This is a genomic window from Pseudomonas sp. zfem002, assembly GCF_032621685.1.
Taxonomy (GTDB): domain Bacteria; phylum Pseudomonadota; class Gammaproteobacteria; order Pseudomonadales; family Pseudomonadaceae; genus Aquipseudomonas; species Aquipseudomonas japonica.
In genome coordinates this window covers 32,949-47,916 of sequence record NZ_JAVYJH010000007.1, presented here as the reverse complement: position 1 = coordinate 47,916, position 14,968 = coordinate 32,949, and the positions used below count along the sequence as shown (strand labels likewise).

The 14,968-nt window shown below is 65.4% G+C and carries 10 protein-coding genes; 5 read left to right on the top strand and 5 right to left on the bottom strand.

Going from position 1 to position 14,968, the window contains the following annotated elements; translation table 11 throughout:
• The first annotated feature begins 137 nt into the window (after window positions 1-137).
• Complete coding sequence (locus tag RTI28_RS10675; protein ID WP_316920417.1) at window positions 138-1,037, top strand: LysR family transcriptional regulator; 900 nt, start codon at window positions 138-140, stop codon at window positions 1,035-1,037.
• A 97-nt stretch (window positions 1,038-1,134) separates the two neighbouring features.
• Window positions 1,135-2,523, top strand: a complete 1,389-nt coding sequence (locus RTI28_RS10670; RefSeq protein ID WP_316920416.1) for a VOC family protein — start codon at window positions 1,135-1,137, stop codon at window positions 2,521-2,523.
• 5 nt (window positions 2,524-2,528) lie between these two features.
• Here the strand turns inward: RTI28_RS10670 and RTI28_RS10665 are convergent, their stop codons facing one another.
• Window positions 2,529-3,473: a LysR substrate-binding domain-containing protein gene (locus RTI28_RS10665; protein ID WP_316920415.1), complete on the bottom strand. Its 945-nt coding sequence runs from the start codon at window positions 3,471-3,473 to the stop codon at window positions 2,529-2,531.
• A 130-nt stretch (window positions 3,474-3,603) separates the two neighbouring features.
• Between RTI28_RS10665 and RTI28_RS10660 the strand changes: the two genes are divergently transcribed.
• The gene (locus RTI28_RS10660; protein ID WP_316920414.1) at window positions 3,604-4,992 is read left to right on the top strand and encodes a NorM family multidrug efflux MATE transporter; all 1,389 of its coding nucleotides are present in this window, start codon (window positions 3,604-3,606) and stop codon (window positions 4,990-4,992) included.
• Between the two features lie 122 nt (window positions 4,993-5,114).
• On the opposite strand, the gene RTI28_RS10655 is transcribed toward RTI28_RS10660, so the two are convergent.
• Window positions 5,115-6,779 (bottom strand): bifunctional diguanylate cyclase/phosphodiesterase, encoded by a 1,665-nt coding sequence (locus RTI28_RS10655; RefSeq protein ID WP_316920413.1) that lies wholly within the window; start codon window positions 6,777-6,779, stop codon window positions 5,115-5,117.
• Window positions 6,780-7,045: 266 nt separating this feature from the next.
• On the opposite strand from RTI28_RS10655, the gene rep reads away from it, so the two are divergent.
• On the top strand, window positions 7,046-9,055 hold the full coding sequence (gene rep, locus RTI28_RS10650) for a DNA helicase Rep (RefSeq protein ID WP_316920412.1): 2,010 nt from the start codon (window positions 7,046-7,048) through the stop codon (window positions 9,053-9,055).
• Between the two features lie 66 nt (window positions 9,056-9,121).
• Window positions 9,122-9,691, top strand: a complete 570-nt coding sequence (locus RTI28_RS10645) for a xanthine phosphoribosyltransferase (protein WP_042120998.1) — start codon at window positions 9,122-9,124, stop codon at window positions 9,689-9,691.
• Between the two features lie 169 nt (window positions 9,692-9,860).
• Here RTI28_RS10645 and RTI28_RS10640 read toward each other — a convergent pair whose 3' ends face one another.
• From RTI28_RS10640 to RTI28_RS10630, 3 genes are read right to left on the bottom strand one after another with little or no spacing between them, the layout of a single operon-like run.
• Window positions 9,861-11,234 carry an HlyD family type I secretion periplasmic adaptor subunit gene (locus RTI28_RS10640; RefSeq protein WP_316920411.1) on the bottom strand — a complete coding sequence of 458 codons (1,374 nt, stop codon included), beginning with the start codon at window positions 11,232-11,234 and terminating at the stop codon, window positions 9,861-9,863.
• A complete protein-coding gene (locus tag RTI28_RS10635; RefSeq protein WP_316920410.1) occupies window positions 11,224-13,380 on the bottom strand; it encodes a type I secretion system permease/ATPase in 2,157 nt (718 codons plus the stop codon). Before RTI28_RS10635 ends, RTI28_RS10640 begins: the two co-directional genes overlap by 11 nt.
• A 35-nt stretch (window positions 13,381-13,415) precedes the next feature.
• Window positions 13,416-14,765: a TolC family outer membrane protein gene (locus RTI28_RS10630; protein ID WP_316920409.1), complete on the bottom strand. Its 1,350-nt coding sequence runs from the start codon at window positions 14,763-14,765 to the stop codon at window positions 13,416-13,418.
• Window positions 14,766-14,968: the final 203 nt, after the last annotated feature.

Below are 14,968 nucleotides of genomic sequence, written 5' to 3'. Positions count from 1 at the left end.
TGTTCTCCTGCAAGGCGGTGAGAGGTTGTAATCATTGTCGTGGATCAGTATTAATCCGATCACTACACGGCAACAAACGACGTTTATTCCGCACATCATTCCGTCAGGTAATGATCTTTCGGCCTGGAGATGCCGCTATGTCCAAACGCCTGGTGCCCTCGATGGCCGCCCTGCAGTGCTTCGAAGCCGCCGCCCGGCACCTGAGCTTCACCCGTGCCGCCGAGGAACTGCACCTGACCCAGAGCGCGGTGAGCAAGCAGGTGGCGCAACTGGAGGAAATGCTGCGTCATCACCTGTTCCTGCGCATCCGCCGCCGCCTGCAACTGACCCCGGCCGGCGCCCTGTACCTGGCCGAGGTGAACAAGATCCTGACCCAGGTCGACATGTCCAGCCGCTACATCATGTCCTACGGCGAACAGACCGAAGTGCTCAAGGTCGCCACCCAGCCGAGCTTCGGCGTGCGCTGGCTGATCCCGCACCTGAAAGGCTTCGGCAAGCGCCACCCGAATATCCACCTGGATATCCGCAACGAGATGGAGCCGTTCTCGCTGCTCCAGGCCAAGGCCGACGTGGTGTTCTTCTATGGCCAGGGCACCTGGCCGGGGGCGACCTGCATCGAGCTGTTCGGCGAAGAGGTGCTGCCGGTGTGTGCGCCTGAGCTGCTGCAGGGGCGCACGCTGACCGACGCCAGCGAACTGTCCGACCAGGTCCTGCTGCAGAGCACCACGCGCCCTGAAGCCTGGCACGAGTGGTTTCTCGAACAGGGCCTGCACTCGCCCAACAGCTACCACGGCCCGCGCTTCGACACCTTCCATATGTGCCTGAGCGCGGCCCAGGCAGGTTGCGGCGTGGCCCTGGTGCCGAGCTACCTGGCCGCTGCCGACCTGGCCGAGGGCAAGCTGGTGGTGCCCTGGCCGCATCGCATGCGCAGCAATGGCGCGCATTTCCTCGCTTTCTCCGAGCACGCCGCCGAGGTGCCCAAGGTGCGTAGCCTGGTGGACTGGATCGCGGAGCAGGTGGCGGCCGAGAAAGCCTGAATTTTTGGAATGACTGCTCGACTTTTTTTCGCTTGAAGTCGATCAGCATTCCTCGCTTTCATGTATGAGTGCCCGACCACTCACCAGGAAGCCCGCGATGCCCGCTCAAGATCTCGTCAGCCCGGACAACATCCGCGCGCGGTTCTCCGCCGCCATGTCGCTCATGTACAAGCAGGAGGTCCCGCTCTACGGCACGCTGCTGGCGCTGGTGAGCGAGGTCAATCGCCAGGTGATGGCGGCGCGTCCCGAAGTCGCCGAGGCGCTGCGCTGGACCGGCGAGATCGAACGCCTCGATCAGGAACGCCACGGCGCCATCCGCGTCGGCACGGCGAGCGAGCTGGCGACCATCGGCCGGCTGTTCGCGGTGATGGGCATGCACCCGGTCGGCTACTACGACCTCAGCTGCGCCGGGGTGCCGGTGCATTCCACGGCGTTCCGCCCGGTGCACGAGCAGTCCCTGCATGCCAGTCCGTTCCGGGTCTTCACCTCGCTGCTGCGCCTGGAACTGATCGACGACCCGGCCCTGCGCGAACTGGCCGGGTCGATCCTGCAAGAACGCCAGATCTTCACGCCCCGCCTGCTGGAACTGATTGCGCAGAGCGAGCGCGATGGCGGCCTGAGCGATGCGGAGGCCGAGGCCTTCGTCAGCGAAGCCCTGCACACCTTCCGCTGGCACCCTCAAGCCACGGTGACCGCGGAGCAGTACAAGCAACTGCACGACCAGCACCGCCTGATCGCCGACGTGGTGGCCTTCAAAGGCCCGCATATCAACCACCTGACCCCGCGTACCCTGGATATCGACCTGATCCAGCTGGGCATGCCGGCCAGGGGCATTCCACCCAAGGCGGTGATCGAAGGCCCGCCAACCCGCCGTCACCCGATCCTGCTGCGCCAGACCAGCTTCAAGGCGCTGCAGGAATCCATCGCGTTCCACGATGCCGACGGCAGCCACACCGCGCGCTTCGGCGAGATCGAGCAGCGTGGCGCGGCGCTGACGCCAAAGGGGCGCCAGCTCTACGACCAGTTGCTCGACGCCACCCGCGAGGCGCTCGGTGGCGCCCCGGCCGAGCACAATGCAGAGCGCTACATGAGCCTGCTGGCCGAGCAGTTCCGCGCCTTCCCCGACGATCTGCGGCAGATGCGCGAGCAAGGGCTGGCGTACTTCCGCTACTTCGCCACCGACAGGGGACTGGCCGCCCGCGACGCGGCGCAACGGCCGACCACGCTGCAAGGGTTGATCGACGCAGGGCATGTCCATTACGAAGCGCTGGTCTACGAGGATTTCCTGCCGGTCAGTGCCGCCGGGATCTTCCAGTCCAATCTTGGCGATGACGGCCAGGCGGAATATGGCAGCAATGCCAACCGCGAGGCATTCGAGGAGGCGCTGGGGCAGCGGGTGCAGGATGAGCTGGCGCTGTATGCCGAGACCGAGCGGCGCTCACTCGGTGCCTGCGCCGCAGCCCTGGGGTTGTCGGCGCTGGCCTGACCCGATCACTCGCCGCTGCCGCCTTCATTGGCCTGCAGCATCTCCACCTCCGGCAGGCGCATCGCCCGCGCCTCGCCCTGCAGGAAATCGCTGAGCCGACGCAGGCGCTCGCCGCCGGGGCGGGTACGCGGCCAGACCAGGTAATAATCCAGCCCGCTGGCCACCGCTGCCGGCCACGGCAGGCTCAGGCGCCCCTGGGCTACGTCCTCGGCGACCATCAGCAGATCGCCCATGGACACGCCATAGCCCCGGGCCGCGGCGATCATACCCAGTTCCAGGGTGTCGAAAACCTGGCCGCCCTTGAGCGAAATCTCCTCGCTCAGGCCCATGCGCGCCAGCCAGGTGCGCCAGTCGCGCTTGTCCGGGGTCGGGTGCAGCAGTTCGCAGGCGGCCAGGCGCGCCACGGTCCAGGGGCCTTCGGCGAGCAGTTCCGGAGCCCCCACCGGCACCAGCAGCTCCGAGAACAGCCGACTCACCTCCCAGTCCGGCGGGAAATGCCCGTCGCCCAGCAGCACCGCGCAGTCGAAAGGCTCCTGGTTGAAATCGACATGATCGACATCCATCCAGGCGCTGGTCAGCTGCACCTCGTTGCCCGGCTGCAGATGACGGAAACGGCTGAGCCGCGCCAGCAGCCAGCGCATGGTCAGGGTCGACGGTGCCTTCATGCGCAGCACGCCCTCCTCGCTGCGCAAGGTGCCGCAGGCCCGCTCCAGCGCGGCAAACCCTTCGCGCACGCCGGGCAGCAGCAGCCGCGCCGCCTCGCTGAGCTGCAGGCTACGGCCATTGCGCACGAACAGGCGGCAGGCGAAATGTTCCTCGAGGGTGCGAATGTGCCGGCTCACCGCGCTCTGGGTGATGTTCAACTCATCCGCCGCACGGGTGAACGAGCTGTGCCGCGCGGCGGCCTCGAAGGCGCGCAGGGCATACAGCGGGGGAAGACGATTGGACATGGCAGACCTCCGAGGCAGCATCTTCGCATGAGTTTTACTCATGCCAATGATCGTTTTTATCCTTTTGTGGATCTTGACGCAAAGGTCGAGAATTGGCGGCTTGTCAGTCACGTTCACAAGGACAGCGATCATGCAGGCGGCGCCCACCCATGAACTCAAGGCACTGCTGCGGCTGGCGGGGCCGCTGATTGCCTCGCAGTTGGCGCACATGCTGATGCTGCTCACCGACACCCTGATGATGGCCAGGATCAGCCCCGAGGCCCTGGCCGGCGGTGGCCTGGGTGCGGCGAGCTATTCGTTCGTGTCGATCTTCTGCCTCGGCGTGATCGCCGCGGTGGGCACGCTGGTCGCCATCCGCCACGGCGCCGGCGACGCCGCGGGCGCCACCCGCCTGACCCAGGCCGGGCTGTGGCTGGCCTGGGTGATGGCGGTGGTGGCGGCGCTGGTGCTGTGGAACCTGGAACCGGTGCTGCTGCTCCTCGGCCAGACCCCGGGCAACGTCGAGCACGCCAGCCACTTCCTGCTCCTGCTGCCCTTCGCCCTGCCCGGCTACCTGACCTTCATGGCCCTGCGCGGCTTTACCAGCGCGCTGGGGCGCTCGTCGCCGGTGATGGTCATCAGCCTGGTCGGGACCGTGGTCAACTTCCTGCTCAACTATGCGCTGATCGAGGGCATGTTCGGCCTGCCGCAACTGGGCCTGGTTGGCATCGGCCTGGTCACGGCGCTGGTCGCCAATGCCATGGCCATCGCCCTGGCCCTGCATGTCCGCCACCACCCGGCCTATGCGCCCTATCCGATCCGCCGCAACCTCGCCCGGCCGTCGCTGCCGGCGCTGCGCGAGCTGTGGCGCCTGGGCCTGCCGATCGGCGGCACCTACACCGTGGAAGTCGGCCTGTTCGCCTTCGCCGCGCTGTGCATGGGCACCATGGGCAGCACCGAGCTGGGCGCGCACCAGATCGCCCTGCAGATCGTCTCGACGGCGTTCATGATTCCGGCGGGGCTGTCCTATGCCGTGACCATGCGCGTCGGCCTGCACTATGGCGCGGATCGACTGCTGGCGGCGCGCCAGGCCGGACGGGTCGGGATCGGCTTCGGCGCGGCGGTGATGCTCGGTTTCTCGGTGCTGTTCTGGGTCATGCCGGAGGCGCTGGTGGGCTTGTTCCTCGACCTGGAGGATCCGGCGTTCGCCGGGGTGGTCCACCTGGCGGTGAGCCTGTTGATGGTCGCGGCGTGGTTCGAACTGTTCGACGGGATCCAGACGGTCGCCATGGGTTCGATTCGCGGGCTCAAGGATGCCAAGACGACGTTCCTGGTGGGCTTGTTCAGCTACTGGGTGATCGGCGCGCCGGCGGCGTGGATCATGGCGTTCCCGCTGGGGATGGGCGCGGTCGGGGTCTGGTGGGGGCTGGCGCTGGGGCTGGCGTTCGCGGCGGTCAGTCTGACCCTGGCGTTCGAGTGGCGGATGAAGCGGATGATCGGTGGAGTGGGCAGCTCGCTGGAATTGCGGCCGGCCCCGTAGGAGCGCGGCTGGCCCGCGAAAGGACCGCAAGGCGGTCCCAACTTGCACCGGTATCCGGGACCGCTTTGCGGTCCTTTCGCGGGCAAGCCGCGCTCCTACGGGGAGAGGCGCGATTTCGCGGGTTACAACGCCACCGGCTTCTGCGCCGCATTGAGCAGCAGGTACTCCACCAGCGGCTCGATCGCCAGCGGCTTGCTGATCAGGTAACCCTGCACCTGATCACAGCCGAAACTGCGCAGCAGCTCCAGTTGCTCCTCGGTCTCCACACCCTCGGCGACCACCTCCAGATGGAGGTTGTGCGCCAGGTTGATCATGGCGTGGACCAGCTTGCGGTTCTCCTCGCGCAGTTCCATCCCGCCGACGAAGCTGCGGTCCACCTTGAGCAGGGCGATCGGCAGGCTGTTGAGGTGGACGAAGGACGAGAACCCGGTACCGAAGTCGTCCAGCGAGAAGCGCACACCCAGCCGCCCGAGGGCGTCCATGGTCTGCTTGACCAGGTCGTTGCGGCGCATCACCGCGGTTTCGGTCAGTTCGAACTCCAGCCAGCGCGCATCGACGCCGTGCTGCACGATCAACCGGCTCAGGGTCGCCAGCAACTGGCTGTCCTGGAACTGGCGGAACGACAGGTTCACCGCCATGTGCAACGGCATCAGGCCGCGCTCGCGCAGAATCTGCATGTCACGCAGGGCGCGGGAAATCACCCAGTAGCCCAGCGGCACGATCAGCCCGCTCTGCTCGGCCAGCGGCACGAACTCGCTGGGCGGCAGCAGGCCGCGTTCGCCATGGCGCCAGCGCACCAGGGCCTCCAGACCGACGATGCGGCCTTCGACCAGGTCGAGGCGCGGCTGGTAGTGCAGTTCCAGCTCGTCGCGGCGCAGGGCGCGGCGCAGCTCGCTTTCCAGATCGGCGAGGCTGCGCGCGTTGCGGTTTATGCGCTCGTCGAAGACGTGATAGGTGCAGCCGTGCACGCCCTTGGCCTGCTGCATGGCGATGTGCGCGTGCCACATCAGCGGGTCGGCGCCGGCCTGCGCGCGGGCATGGGCAACGCCAAGGCTGCAGCCGATCAGCAGGCTCTCGCCATCGATCCAGTAGGGCTCGGCCAGGGCTTCGACTATCCGTTCGGCCATGCGCTCGGCCCGCTGCGGCTCGCGGCGGGTGTCGATGAGCAGGGCGAATTCGTCGCTGCCCAGGCGCGCCACGCGGTCACCGGCCTCCAGCTGGCTTTTCAGGCGGCCCACCACCTGCAGGATCAGGCGGTCGCCGCCCTGGTGACCGAGGGCGTCGTTGGCATGCCGGAAGTTGTCGAGGTCGAGGTGCCCGAGGGCCACGCCACGCCCCTCGTTCTCGGCCAGGCGCGCCGCCAGCAGGGTCTGGAAGCCCTGGCGGTTGGCGATGCCGGTGAGCGGGTCTTCCTCGGCCAGGCGCTGCAGGGTCGACTCCAGCACCCCGCGCTCGCGCACATGGCGCAGGCAGCGGCGCACGATGTCGCTGCCCAGCTGGCCGCGTACCAGCCAGTCGCTCACCCCGGGCGGCGCCTTGGCCGGTTCGGCATCGAGCAGCAGGACCATGGGCAGGTCGCAGCGCCCTGGCGCCGGCTGGCGTCCGGGGGTGGTCAGTACCACGGCGTTGCGGTCGCGGGCGAACAGGCTGTCCACCGACTCCCAGCTCGGCGCCGTCAGCAATACCGCGGCGCCCGCCAGCGGCAGCAGAGATTCGCCGAGAGCAGTCGCCCACTCGGGTTCCTCAGCCAGCAGAAGCAAACGCAACGGTTCGGCAGGCGTAGACAAGCTCTCTCCTTAGTTGGCAACACGCGAACGCAGACGGGGCGCGGGACGAATCATTTGTTACAACCGCACTAATGTAAATGATTTTCACTTGAGACAAGCGCTCGCGCCCAAGGAAAATCTATCCATTTGGAGGCGCATCCTGATGGAAAGTAGCAGAGCCGGCAAATTTAGATATTGTGCTGCGTCACACTGTCAGACGGTCGCGCCATGAAGACCAAGCCCTGTTAAACTGCGCGGCTATTTTTCAGCCACCCCCGGTTCACCTCATGTCCCGACTCAATCCCCGGCAGCAAGAAGCCGTGAACTACGTCGGCGGCCCGCTCCTGGTACTCGCCGGCGCAGGCTCCGGCAAGACCAGCGTGATCACCCGCAAGATCGCCCACCTGATCCAGAACTGCGGGATCCGGGCCCAGTACATCGTGGCCATGACCTTCACCAACAAGGCCGCGCGGGAGATGAAGGAGCGGGTCGGCACCCTGCTGCGCAAGGGCGAGGGCCGCGGCCTGACGGTCTCGACTTTCCACAACCTCGGTCTGAACATCATCCGCAAGGAACACGTGCGCCTGGGCTACAAGCCCGGTTTCTCGATCTTCGACGAAACCGACGTGAAGGCGCTGATGACCGACATCATGCAGAAGGAGTACTCCGGGGACGACGGCGTCGACGAGATCAAGAACATGATCGGCGCCTGGAAGAACGACCTGATCCTGCCCCCCGAGGCCCTGGAAAAGGCGCGCAACCCCAAGGAGCAGACCGCCGCCATCGTCTACATGCACTACCAGCGCACGCTCAAGGCGTTCAACGCGGTGGACTTCGACGACCTGATCCTGCTGCCGGTGAAGCTGTTCGAGGAACACAGCGACATCCTCGAAAAGTGGCAGAACCGCGTGCGCTACCTGCTGGTGGACGAATACCAGGACACCAACGCCAGCCAGTACCTGCTGGTGAAGATGCTGATCGGCACGCGCAACCAGTTCACCGTGGTCGGCGACGACGACCAGTCGATCTACGCCTGGCGCGGCGCGCGGCCGGAAAACCTGATGCTGCTCAAGGAAGACTACCCGTCGCTGAAGGTGGTCATGCTGGAGCAGAACTACCGCTCCACCAGCCGCATCCTGCGCTGCGCCAACGTACTGATCGCGAACAACCCGCACGCCTTCGAGAAGCAGCTGTGGAGCGAGATGGGCCACGGCGACGAGATCCGCGTGATCCGCTGCAAGAACGAGGAAGCCGAAGCCGAGCGCGTGGCCATGGAAATCCTCAGCCTGCACCTGCGCACCGACCGCCCGTACAGCGATTTCGCCATCCTCTACCGCGGCAACTACCAGGCCAAGCTGATCGAGCTGAAACTGCAGCACCACCAGGTACCGTATCGCCTGTCCGGCGGCAACAGCTTCTTCGGCCGCCAGGAAGTGAAGGACCTGATGGCCTACTTCCGCCTGCTGGTGAACCCGGACGACGACAACGCCTACCTGCGGGTGATCAACGTGCCGCGCCGGGAAATCGGCTCGACTACCCTGGAAAAACTCGGCAACTACGCCACCGAACGCAAGATCTCGATGTACGCCGCCAGCGAGGAGCTGGGCCTGCGCGAGCACCTCGACACCCGCTTCACCGAGCGCCTGGAGCGCTTCAAGCGCTGGATGGACAAGGTCCGCGAGCAGGTGGCCCTGGAAGACCCGATCGCCGCGCTGCGCAGCATGGTGATGGACATCGATTACGAAAACTGGATTCGCAGCAACAGCTCCAGCGACAAGGCCGCGGACTTCCGCATGGGCAACGTCTGGTTCCTCATCGACGCGCTGAAAAGCACGCTGGAGAAGGACGAGGACGGCGACATGACCATCGAGGACGCCATCGGCAAGCTGGTGCTGCGCGACATGCTGGAGCGCCAGCAGGAAGAGGAAGAAGGCGCCGAGGGCGTGCAGATGATGACCCTGCATGCGTCCAAGGGCCTGGAATTCCCCTACGTGTTCATCATGGGCATGGAGGAGGAAATCCTCCCGCACCGCTCCAGCATCGAAGCCGACACCATCGAGGAAGAGCGCCGCCTGGCGTATGTCGGCATCACCCGGGCACGCCAGACCCTGGCCTTCACCTTCGCCGCCAAGCGCAAGCAGTACGGCGAGATCATCGATTGTTCGCCGAGCCGCTTCCTGGATGAGTTGCCGGCGGACGACCTGGCCTGGGAAGGGCTGGACGATGCGCCCGTCGAGGTCAAGGCCGCACGCGGCAATACGGCGCTTGCCGATATCCGTGCCATGCTCAAACGTTAGATAATCCACCCTTTCAATCGCCCTGGCCCGTGCCGGGGCCTTTTGCTTACATCCGAGGAAACACCCGTGGAAGCACTGCACCAGAAGATTCGCGAAGAAGGCATCGTGCTTTCCGATCAGGTCCTGAAAGTCGATGCGTTTCTCAACCACCAGATCGACCCCGCGCTGATGCAACTGATCGGCGACGAGTTCGCCCGCCTGTTCGCCGATTCCGGCGTGACCAAGATCGTCACCATCGAAGCCTCGGGTATCGCCCCGGCGGTGATGACCGGCCTGAAGCTGGGCGTGCCGGTGATTTTCGCGCGCAAGCACCAGTCCCTGACCCTGACGGAAAACCTGCTGACCGCGTCGGTGTACTCCTTCACCAAGCAGACCGAGAACACCGTGGCCATCTCGCCGCGTCACCTCAACAGCAGCGACCGCGTGCTGGTGATCGATGACTTCCTGGCCAACGGCAAGGCCTCGCAGGCGCTGATCTCGATCATCAAGCAGGCCGGTGCCACCGTGGCCGGCCTGGGGATCGTCATCGAGAAGTCGTTCCAGGGCGGCCGCGCCGAGCTGGACGCGCAGGGCTACCGCGTGGAGTCGCTGGCCCGGGTGAAATCCCTGGAGGGTGGCCAGGTCACCTTCCTCTGACCCCATCCGCACCGAGACTGGGTATTTCTCTCTCGTAGGAGCGTGGCTTGCCCGCGAAAGGACCGCGTAGCGGTCCAGAAATGGTGTCGCCAGAGCGAGTCTGGGACCGCTGCGCGGTCCTTTCGCGGGCAAGCCGCGCTCCTACGAAGTCCCATCCGCCTGCAGTGGGTCAACGCTCGCGCAATGCCTCCGCCCGCGCGCGGATGATCGGCTTGAGCAGGTAGCTCAGCACGCTCTTCTTGCCGGTGATGATATCCACCGACGCGACCATCCCCGGGATGATCAGCAGCGGCTTCTCGTCGGTGCCCAGGTGGCTGCGCTCGGTGCGCAGCTTGATCAGGTAGAAGGTGTTGCCTTCCTCGTCGGTGATGGTATCGGCACCGATCTGCTCCAGCTTGGCCTTGAGTCCGCCATAGATGGTGAAGTCATAGGCGGTGAACTTGACCATGGCCTCCTGCCCCGGGTGCAGGAAGGCGATGTCCTGCGGACGGATGCGCGCTTCCACCAGCAGGGTGTCGTCCAGCGGCACGATCTCCACCAGGTCGCTGCCCGGCTGGATCACCCCGCCGATGGTGTTGACCAGCACCTGCTTGACGATCCCGCGCACCGGCGAGGTGACCAGGGTCCGGCTGACGCGGTCTTCCAGGGCCTTGCCGGTGGCCTGGGTCTTGTTCAGGTCGGTGCGTGCCTCGTTGAGCTGGGTCAGGGCGTCACTGCGGAATTTGCCGCGGGTCTCGTCGACCTTGCGCTCGACCTCCTTGATCGCCGACTCGGCCCGCGGAATCGCCAGCGAGGTGGCGTCCAGCTGACCGCGGTTTTCCACTTCGGCACGCTTGAGGCGCAGCACTTCGACCTGGGAAATCGCGCCCTGGGCCACCAGCGGCTCGGACATGGCGATTTCCTGACGCAGCAATTGCAGGCTGTTGCGGTACTGGGCCTGCTTGGAGGAAAACTCGCGCAGTTCCTGCTGGCGCTGTACCAGCTGCTCCTGCAGGCCGCCGATCTCATCCTGCAGTTGCTGGCGACGGCTCTGGTACAAGGATTCCTCGCTGGCGGCCTGGCTCGGGGCGGCCTTGCGCAGTTCGGCGTCGATGTTCAGCGGCCGGTCCTCGACCTCGGCGCTCAGGCGCTCGACCCGCAGGGCCAGGCCGACGCGGTCGGCCTCGGTCTCGCCGACGTTGGAGACGAAGCGGGTGTCATCCAGGCGCAGCAACGGCGCGCCGGCCTCGACGATCTCGCCTTCGTTGGCATAGATCTGGGCGACGATACCGCCCTCCAGGTTCTGGATCTTCTGCAGTTTCGACGACGGGATGGCCTTGCCGTCGCCGCGGGTGACTTCATCGAGCACGGCGAAGTTGGCCCACAGCAGGAGAAACACGAAGAAGGCGATGATGCCCCAGATGGTCAGGCGGATGATACGTGGAGCATCCTCGACCAGCGCCTTGTTGACCTCGGGCAGCGGCTCCTGGCCGAACGACGGCGAACCCTTGAAATAACCGCGCAGGACATCCCTGAAGCGCCCCACTCCTGACTTAAGCAACACTGATCTGCCCCTTCTTCAGCGCATCCATGACGGCGGCTTTCGGGCCATCCGCAACGATCTGTCCACGATCGACGACGATCAACCGGTCCACCAGCGACAGCAGCGAGGCGCGGTGGGTCACCAAAACGATGGTCTTGTGCTCGATCACCGCCTGCAGGCGTTGCTTGAGGCGCTCTTCCCCGGTGTTGTCCATCGCCGCGGTGGGCTCGTCGAGCAACAGGATCTGCGGGTTGAGCAGCAGCGCCCGGGCCAGGGCGACGTTCTGCCGCTGGCCGCCGGAAAGGTTCTGTCCACGCTCGCCGACCTGCAGCTCGTAGCCCTGCGGGTGGAGCCGGGCGAATTCGTGGACGCCGGCCAGCTCCGCGGCCTGCAGGACCATCTCGTCCTCGACGTAGCGCGCGCCGCTGACCAGATTGTCGCGCAGGGTACCGGCGAGCAGCTGGATGTCCTGCGGCACGTAGCCGACGTTGTGGCGCAGCTCGCTGACGTCGATCTGGCGAATGTCCACGCCGTCCACCAGCAGGGAACCGCCGTCGGCCTCGTACAGGCCGACCACCAGCTTGGCCAGCGAGCTCTTGCCCGAGCCGCTGCGGCCGATGATGCCGACCTTCTCGCCCGGACGGATGCTCAGGCTGATGCCCTTGAGCGCCTGGTTCTGCTGGTTGGGGTAGGTGAAGTCGACGCTGCGGAACTCGATGGCGCCCTGCAGCACCTGGCGGCTCAGCGGACGCTCCTCGAAGTTGCGCTCCTGCGGCAGTTCCATCATCTGGTCGGTGGAGACCATGGTCACCTTGGCCTGCTGGTAACGGGTCAGCAAGCCGGCGAGCTGGCCCAGCGGGCTGAGGGCACGGCCGCTGAGCATGTAGCAGGCGATCAGGCCGCCCATGCTGAGCTTGCCGTCCATGATCTGGTAGACACCGAAGCAGATCAGGGCGACCCCGGCCATCTGCTGGATCAGCAGGGTGATGTTCATCGCCAGGCCCGACAGCACCTTCACCCGCAGTTCCAGGCGACTGAGGGTGCCGATGGTCTGCTCCCACATGTACTGGCGTTCGCTTTCGGCGTTGTTGACCTTGACCGCGTCGAGGCCGGCGAGGGTCTCGATCAGGCTCGACTGGCGCTCCGAGGCCAGGGCCATGGTCCGCTCCAGGGTCGCCGTCAGCGGTTTCTGCAGGGCATAGCCGATGCCCAGGGCGAGCGGGAAGGCCACCACCGGAATCCACACCAGGTGCCCGCCGATGATGCCGATCACCAGCAGGATCAGCAGGGTGAACGGCAGGTCGATCAGGCTGGTCAGGGTCAGCGAGGCGAGGAAGTCGCGCAGGCCCTGGAACTCGTGGATGTTCTGGGCAAAGCTGCCGACCCGCGCGGGACGGTACTTCATCGACATGCCGACGATGCGCTCGAACAGCGTGGCGGAAATGATCAGGTCGGTCTTTTTCCCCGCGAGATCCAGGCACAGACTGCGCAGGCCCTTGAGGATCAGGTCGAAGATGTAGGCACCGGTGATCCCGATGGCCAGCACCCACAGGGTCGAGGTGGCCTGGTTCGGCACCACGCGGTCGTAGACGTTCATCACGAACAGCGGCGCGCCCATGGCGATCAGGTTGATGATCAGGCTGGCGGCGACCGCGTCGGCGTACAGCCACTTCGAGCGCTTGAGGGTATCGCGGAACCAGGAGCGCGCCCGCGGAATCAGGTTGCCGTGGTTGACGTCGAACTTGTGCTGCGGCTGGGCGAAGAACACCCGCCCGGCGTAGTCGCTCTGCAGCGCCTCGCGACTGACATGCACCTCACCGCCGTCGCTCTCGCTGAGCAGCAGGCGCGCGGTGTTCTCGTTCTCCCAGCCGAGCAGGACGGTACTGCGCCCGTCCTTGAGCAGGAGCATGGCCGGCATGGCGATGCTCGGGATCTGCTCCAGCTTGCGCTGCAACAGACGCCCCTGCAGCCCGGCGCGGGCCGCTGCCCGCGACAGCAGCTCGGGACTCAGGCGCTGCGCCGGCAGTGGCAGGCCGGTGGTGAGCATGGCCCGGCTGGCCGGTTTCTGGTGCAACACGCAAAGCGACAGCAGGCTGTCCAGCAGCGGATCGTCGTGCTGGCTTCGCGGATCCTGGGTGAGCTGGGTTCGACTGACTTCTGATTCCACGCGAACTCTCTTGCTGGCTGGTGAAGGACAGGATCTCAGTTGAGTCCGGGCAGGTTCACCTTGGGCTTGAGATCGTTCTGCACGACCGTTGCCATTGGCGCCACGACTCCCTGGCTTTTGAGCAACCGACCAATGGTCGCCTTGATCCGGTATTGGGTAAACAGTTGAACGCTTTTGACTTCAGCCAGACGCCGCTGCGCGGTGAACAGTTCGTTCTCGCTGTCGAGCAGGTCGAGCAGTGTCCGCTCACCCAGGCTGAACTGGCTCTGGTAGGCGGTGCGCACCTTGCTGCTGTGATCGACATATTGCTGGGCGATCGGGACCTGCGCGTCGGCGTTCTGCATAGCGTTCCACGCCAAGCCTAACTCTTCATTGAGCTGACGCAAGGCATTGTTGCGAATATCCAGCGCCTGGCTGGCCATGTAGGCCTTGGATTCCAGGTCGGCCTTGTCGCTGCCGCCGTCGTACAGGTTGAAGCTCATGCGCAACATGGCCTGCCACTCGTTGTTGTGTCCATTCACACCATCGACGTCGTTGTTCGCGGCGCGCTCGAGCTCGGCGTCGAAGCGCGGGTAGAACCGCGACCTGGCTGCGTCGTACTGCTTGTCCGCGGCGGCGATGTCCGATTCCGCCGAACGCAGGGCCGGATTGCTCTCGACCATCTGCAGGCGGGCTTCCTGCAGCGTGGCCGGCAGCAGATCGATGAACGGCGCGGGCGGGCTCAGTTCATCGGGCAGTTGCCCTACGACGCTCAGGTAATTGGTTTGTGCGTCGGCGAGGTTGGTTTGTTCCGTCAGCAGGTTGTTTTTTGCACCGGCCAGCCGTGCCTCGGCCTGGTCCATGTCGACCAGGCGGCCGACGCCGCGGGAGGTACGCAACTGGATCTGGTCGTAGATGCGTTCGTGACTGCGCAGGTTGTCTTCAGCCAGGCGCACCATCTCGCGGCGGGTCAGCACGTCGATGTAGACCCTCGCCGTTTGCAACGCTGTGCGCTCGCTGGTGTCCAACAGCGCATACGCCCGGGCATTGGCGGTGGCCTGTTGACGACCGACTTCGCTGGAGGTGGCAAAGCCGTCGAACACCATCTGCCGCAGGCGCAGGCTGGATTCGCTGCGATTCAGGGTTTCCCGGTGATCGCCGGCCGTGGCACGGGTGCTCGGGCTGTCGGTGCTTTCCCGGCCATAGCCGGCCAGGACATCGACCTTGGGCAGGTAACCGCCTTCGGCGACCCGCACCTGCCTGTCCGCAGCCAGACGCCCGTTCACCCCGGCCTGGACTTCCGGGTGTGCTTCAAGGGCTTGTTGCATGGCTTGCGGCAGGGTTTGTGCAGTGCTGAGGGTGGAAAGCAGAACGAGGGGTACGGCGGTGAAAGCGAACAGACGCATTTGGTTTTTCTTCCCTAGGGACACCGTGTCCCACATCAGAGCAAAACATGGCATCCCGCCAGAAAGTGGCTATAAAAAGAAACCGCGTGTCGGAAACTTCCTAATGAGAACCCCATCACAGTTTGTAGGGTCTTCACCTATCGCAATATCAATGTGACATTAATGGGACGATTGTTTAGGATGGCGATCGCCGGGTCAATAGT

Coding starts and splice junctions, on each gene's coding strand:
- rep (WP_316920412.1), top strand. CDS start 7,046: ATGTCCCGACTCAATCCCCGGCAGCAAGAAGCCGTGAACTACGTCGGC.
- RTI28_RS10675 (WP_316920417.1), top strand. CDS start 138: ATGTCCAAACGCCTGGTGCCCTCGATGGCCGCCCTGCAGTGCTTCGAA.
- RTI28_RS10665 (WP_316920415.1), bottom strand. CDS start 3,473: ATGTCCAATCGTCTTCCCCCGCTGTATGCCCTGCGCGCCTTCGAGGCC.
- RTI28_RS10670 (WP_316920416.1), top strand. CDS start 1,135: ATGCCCGCTCAAGATCTCGTCAGCCCGGACAACATCCGCGCGCGGTTC.
- RTI28_RS10660 (WP_316920414.1), top strand. CDS start 3,604: ATGCAGGCGGCGCCCACCCATGAACTCAAGGCACTGCTGCGGCTGGCG.
- RTI28_RS10630 (WP_316920409.1), bottom strand. CDS start 14,765: ATGCGTCTGTTCGCTTTCACCGCCGTACCCCTCGTTCTGCTTTCCACC.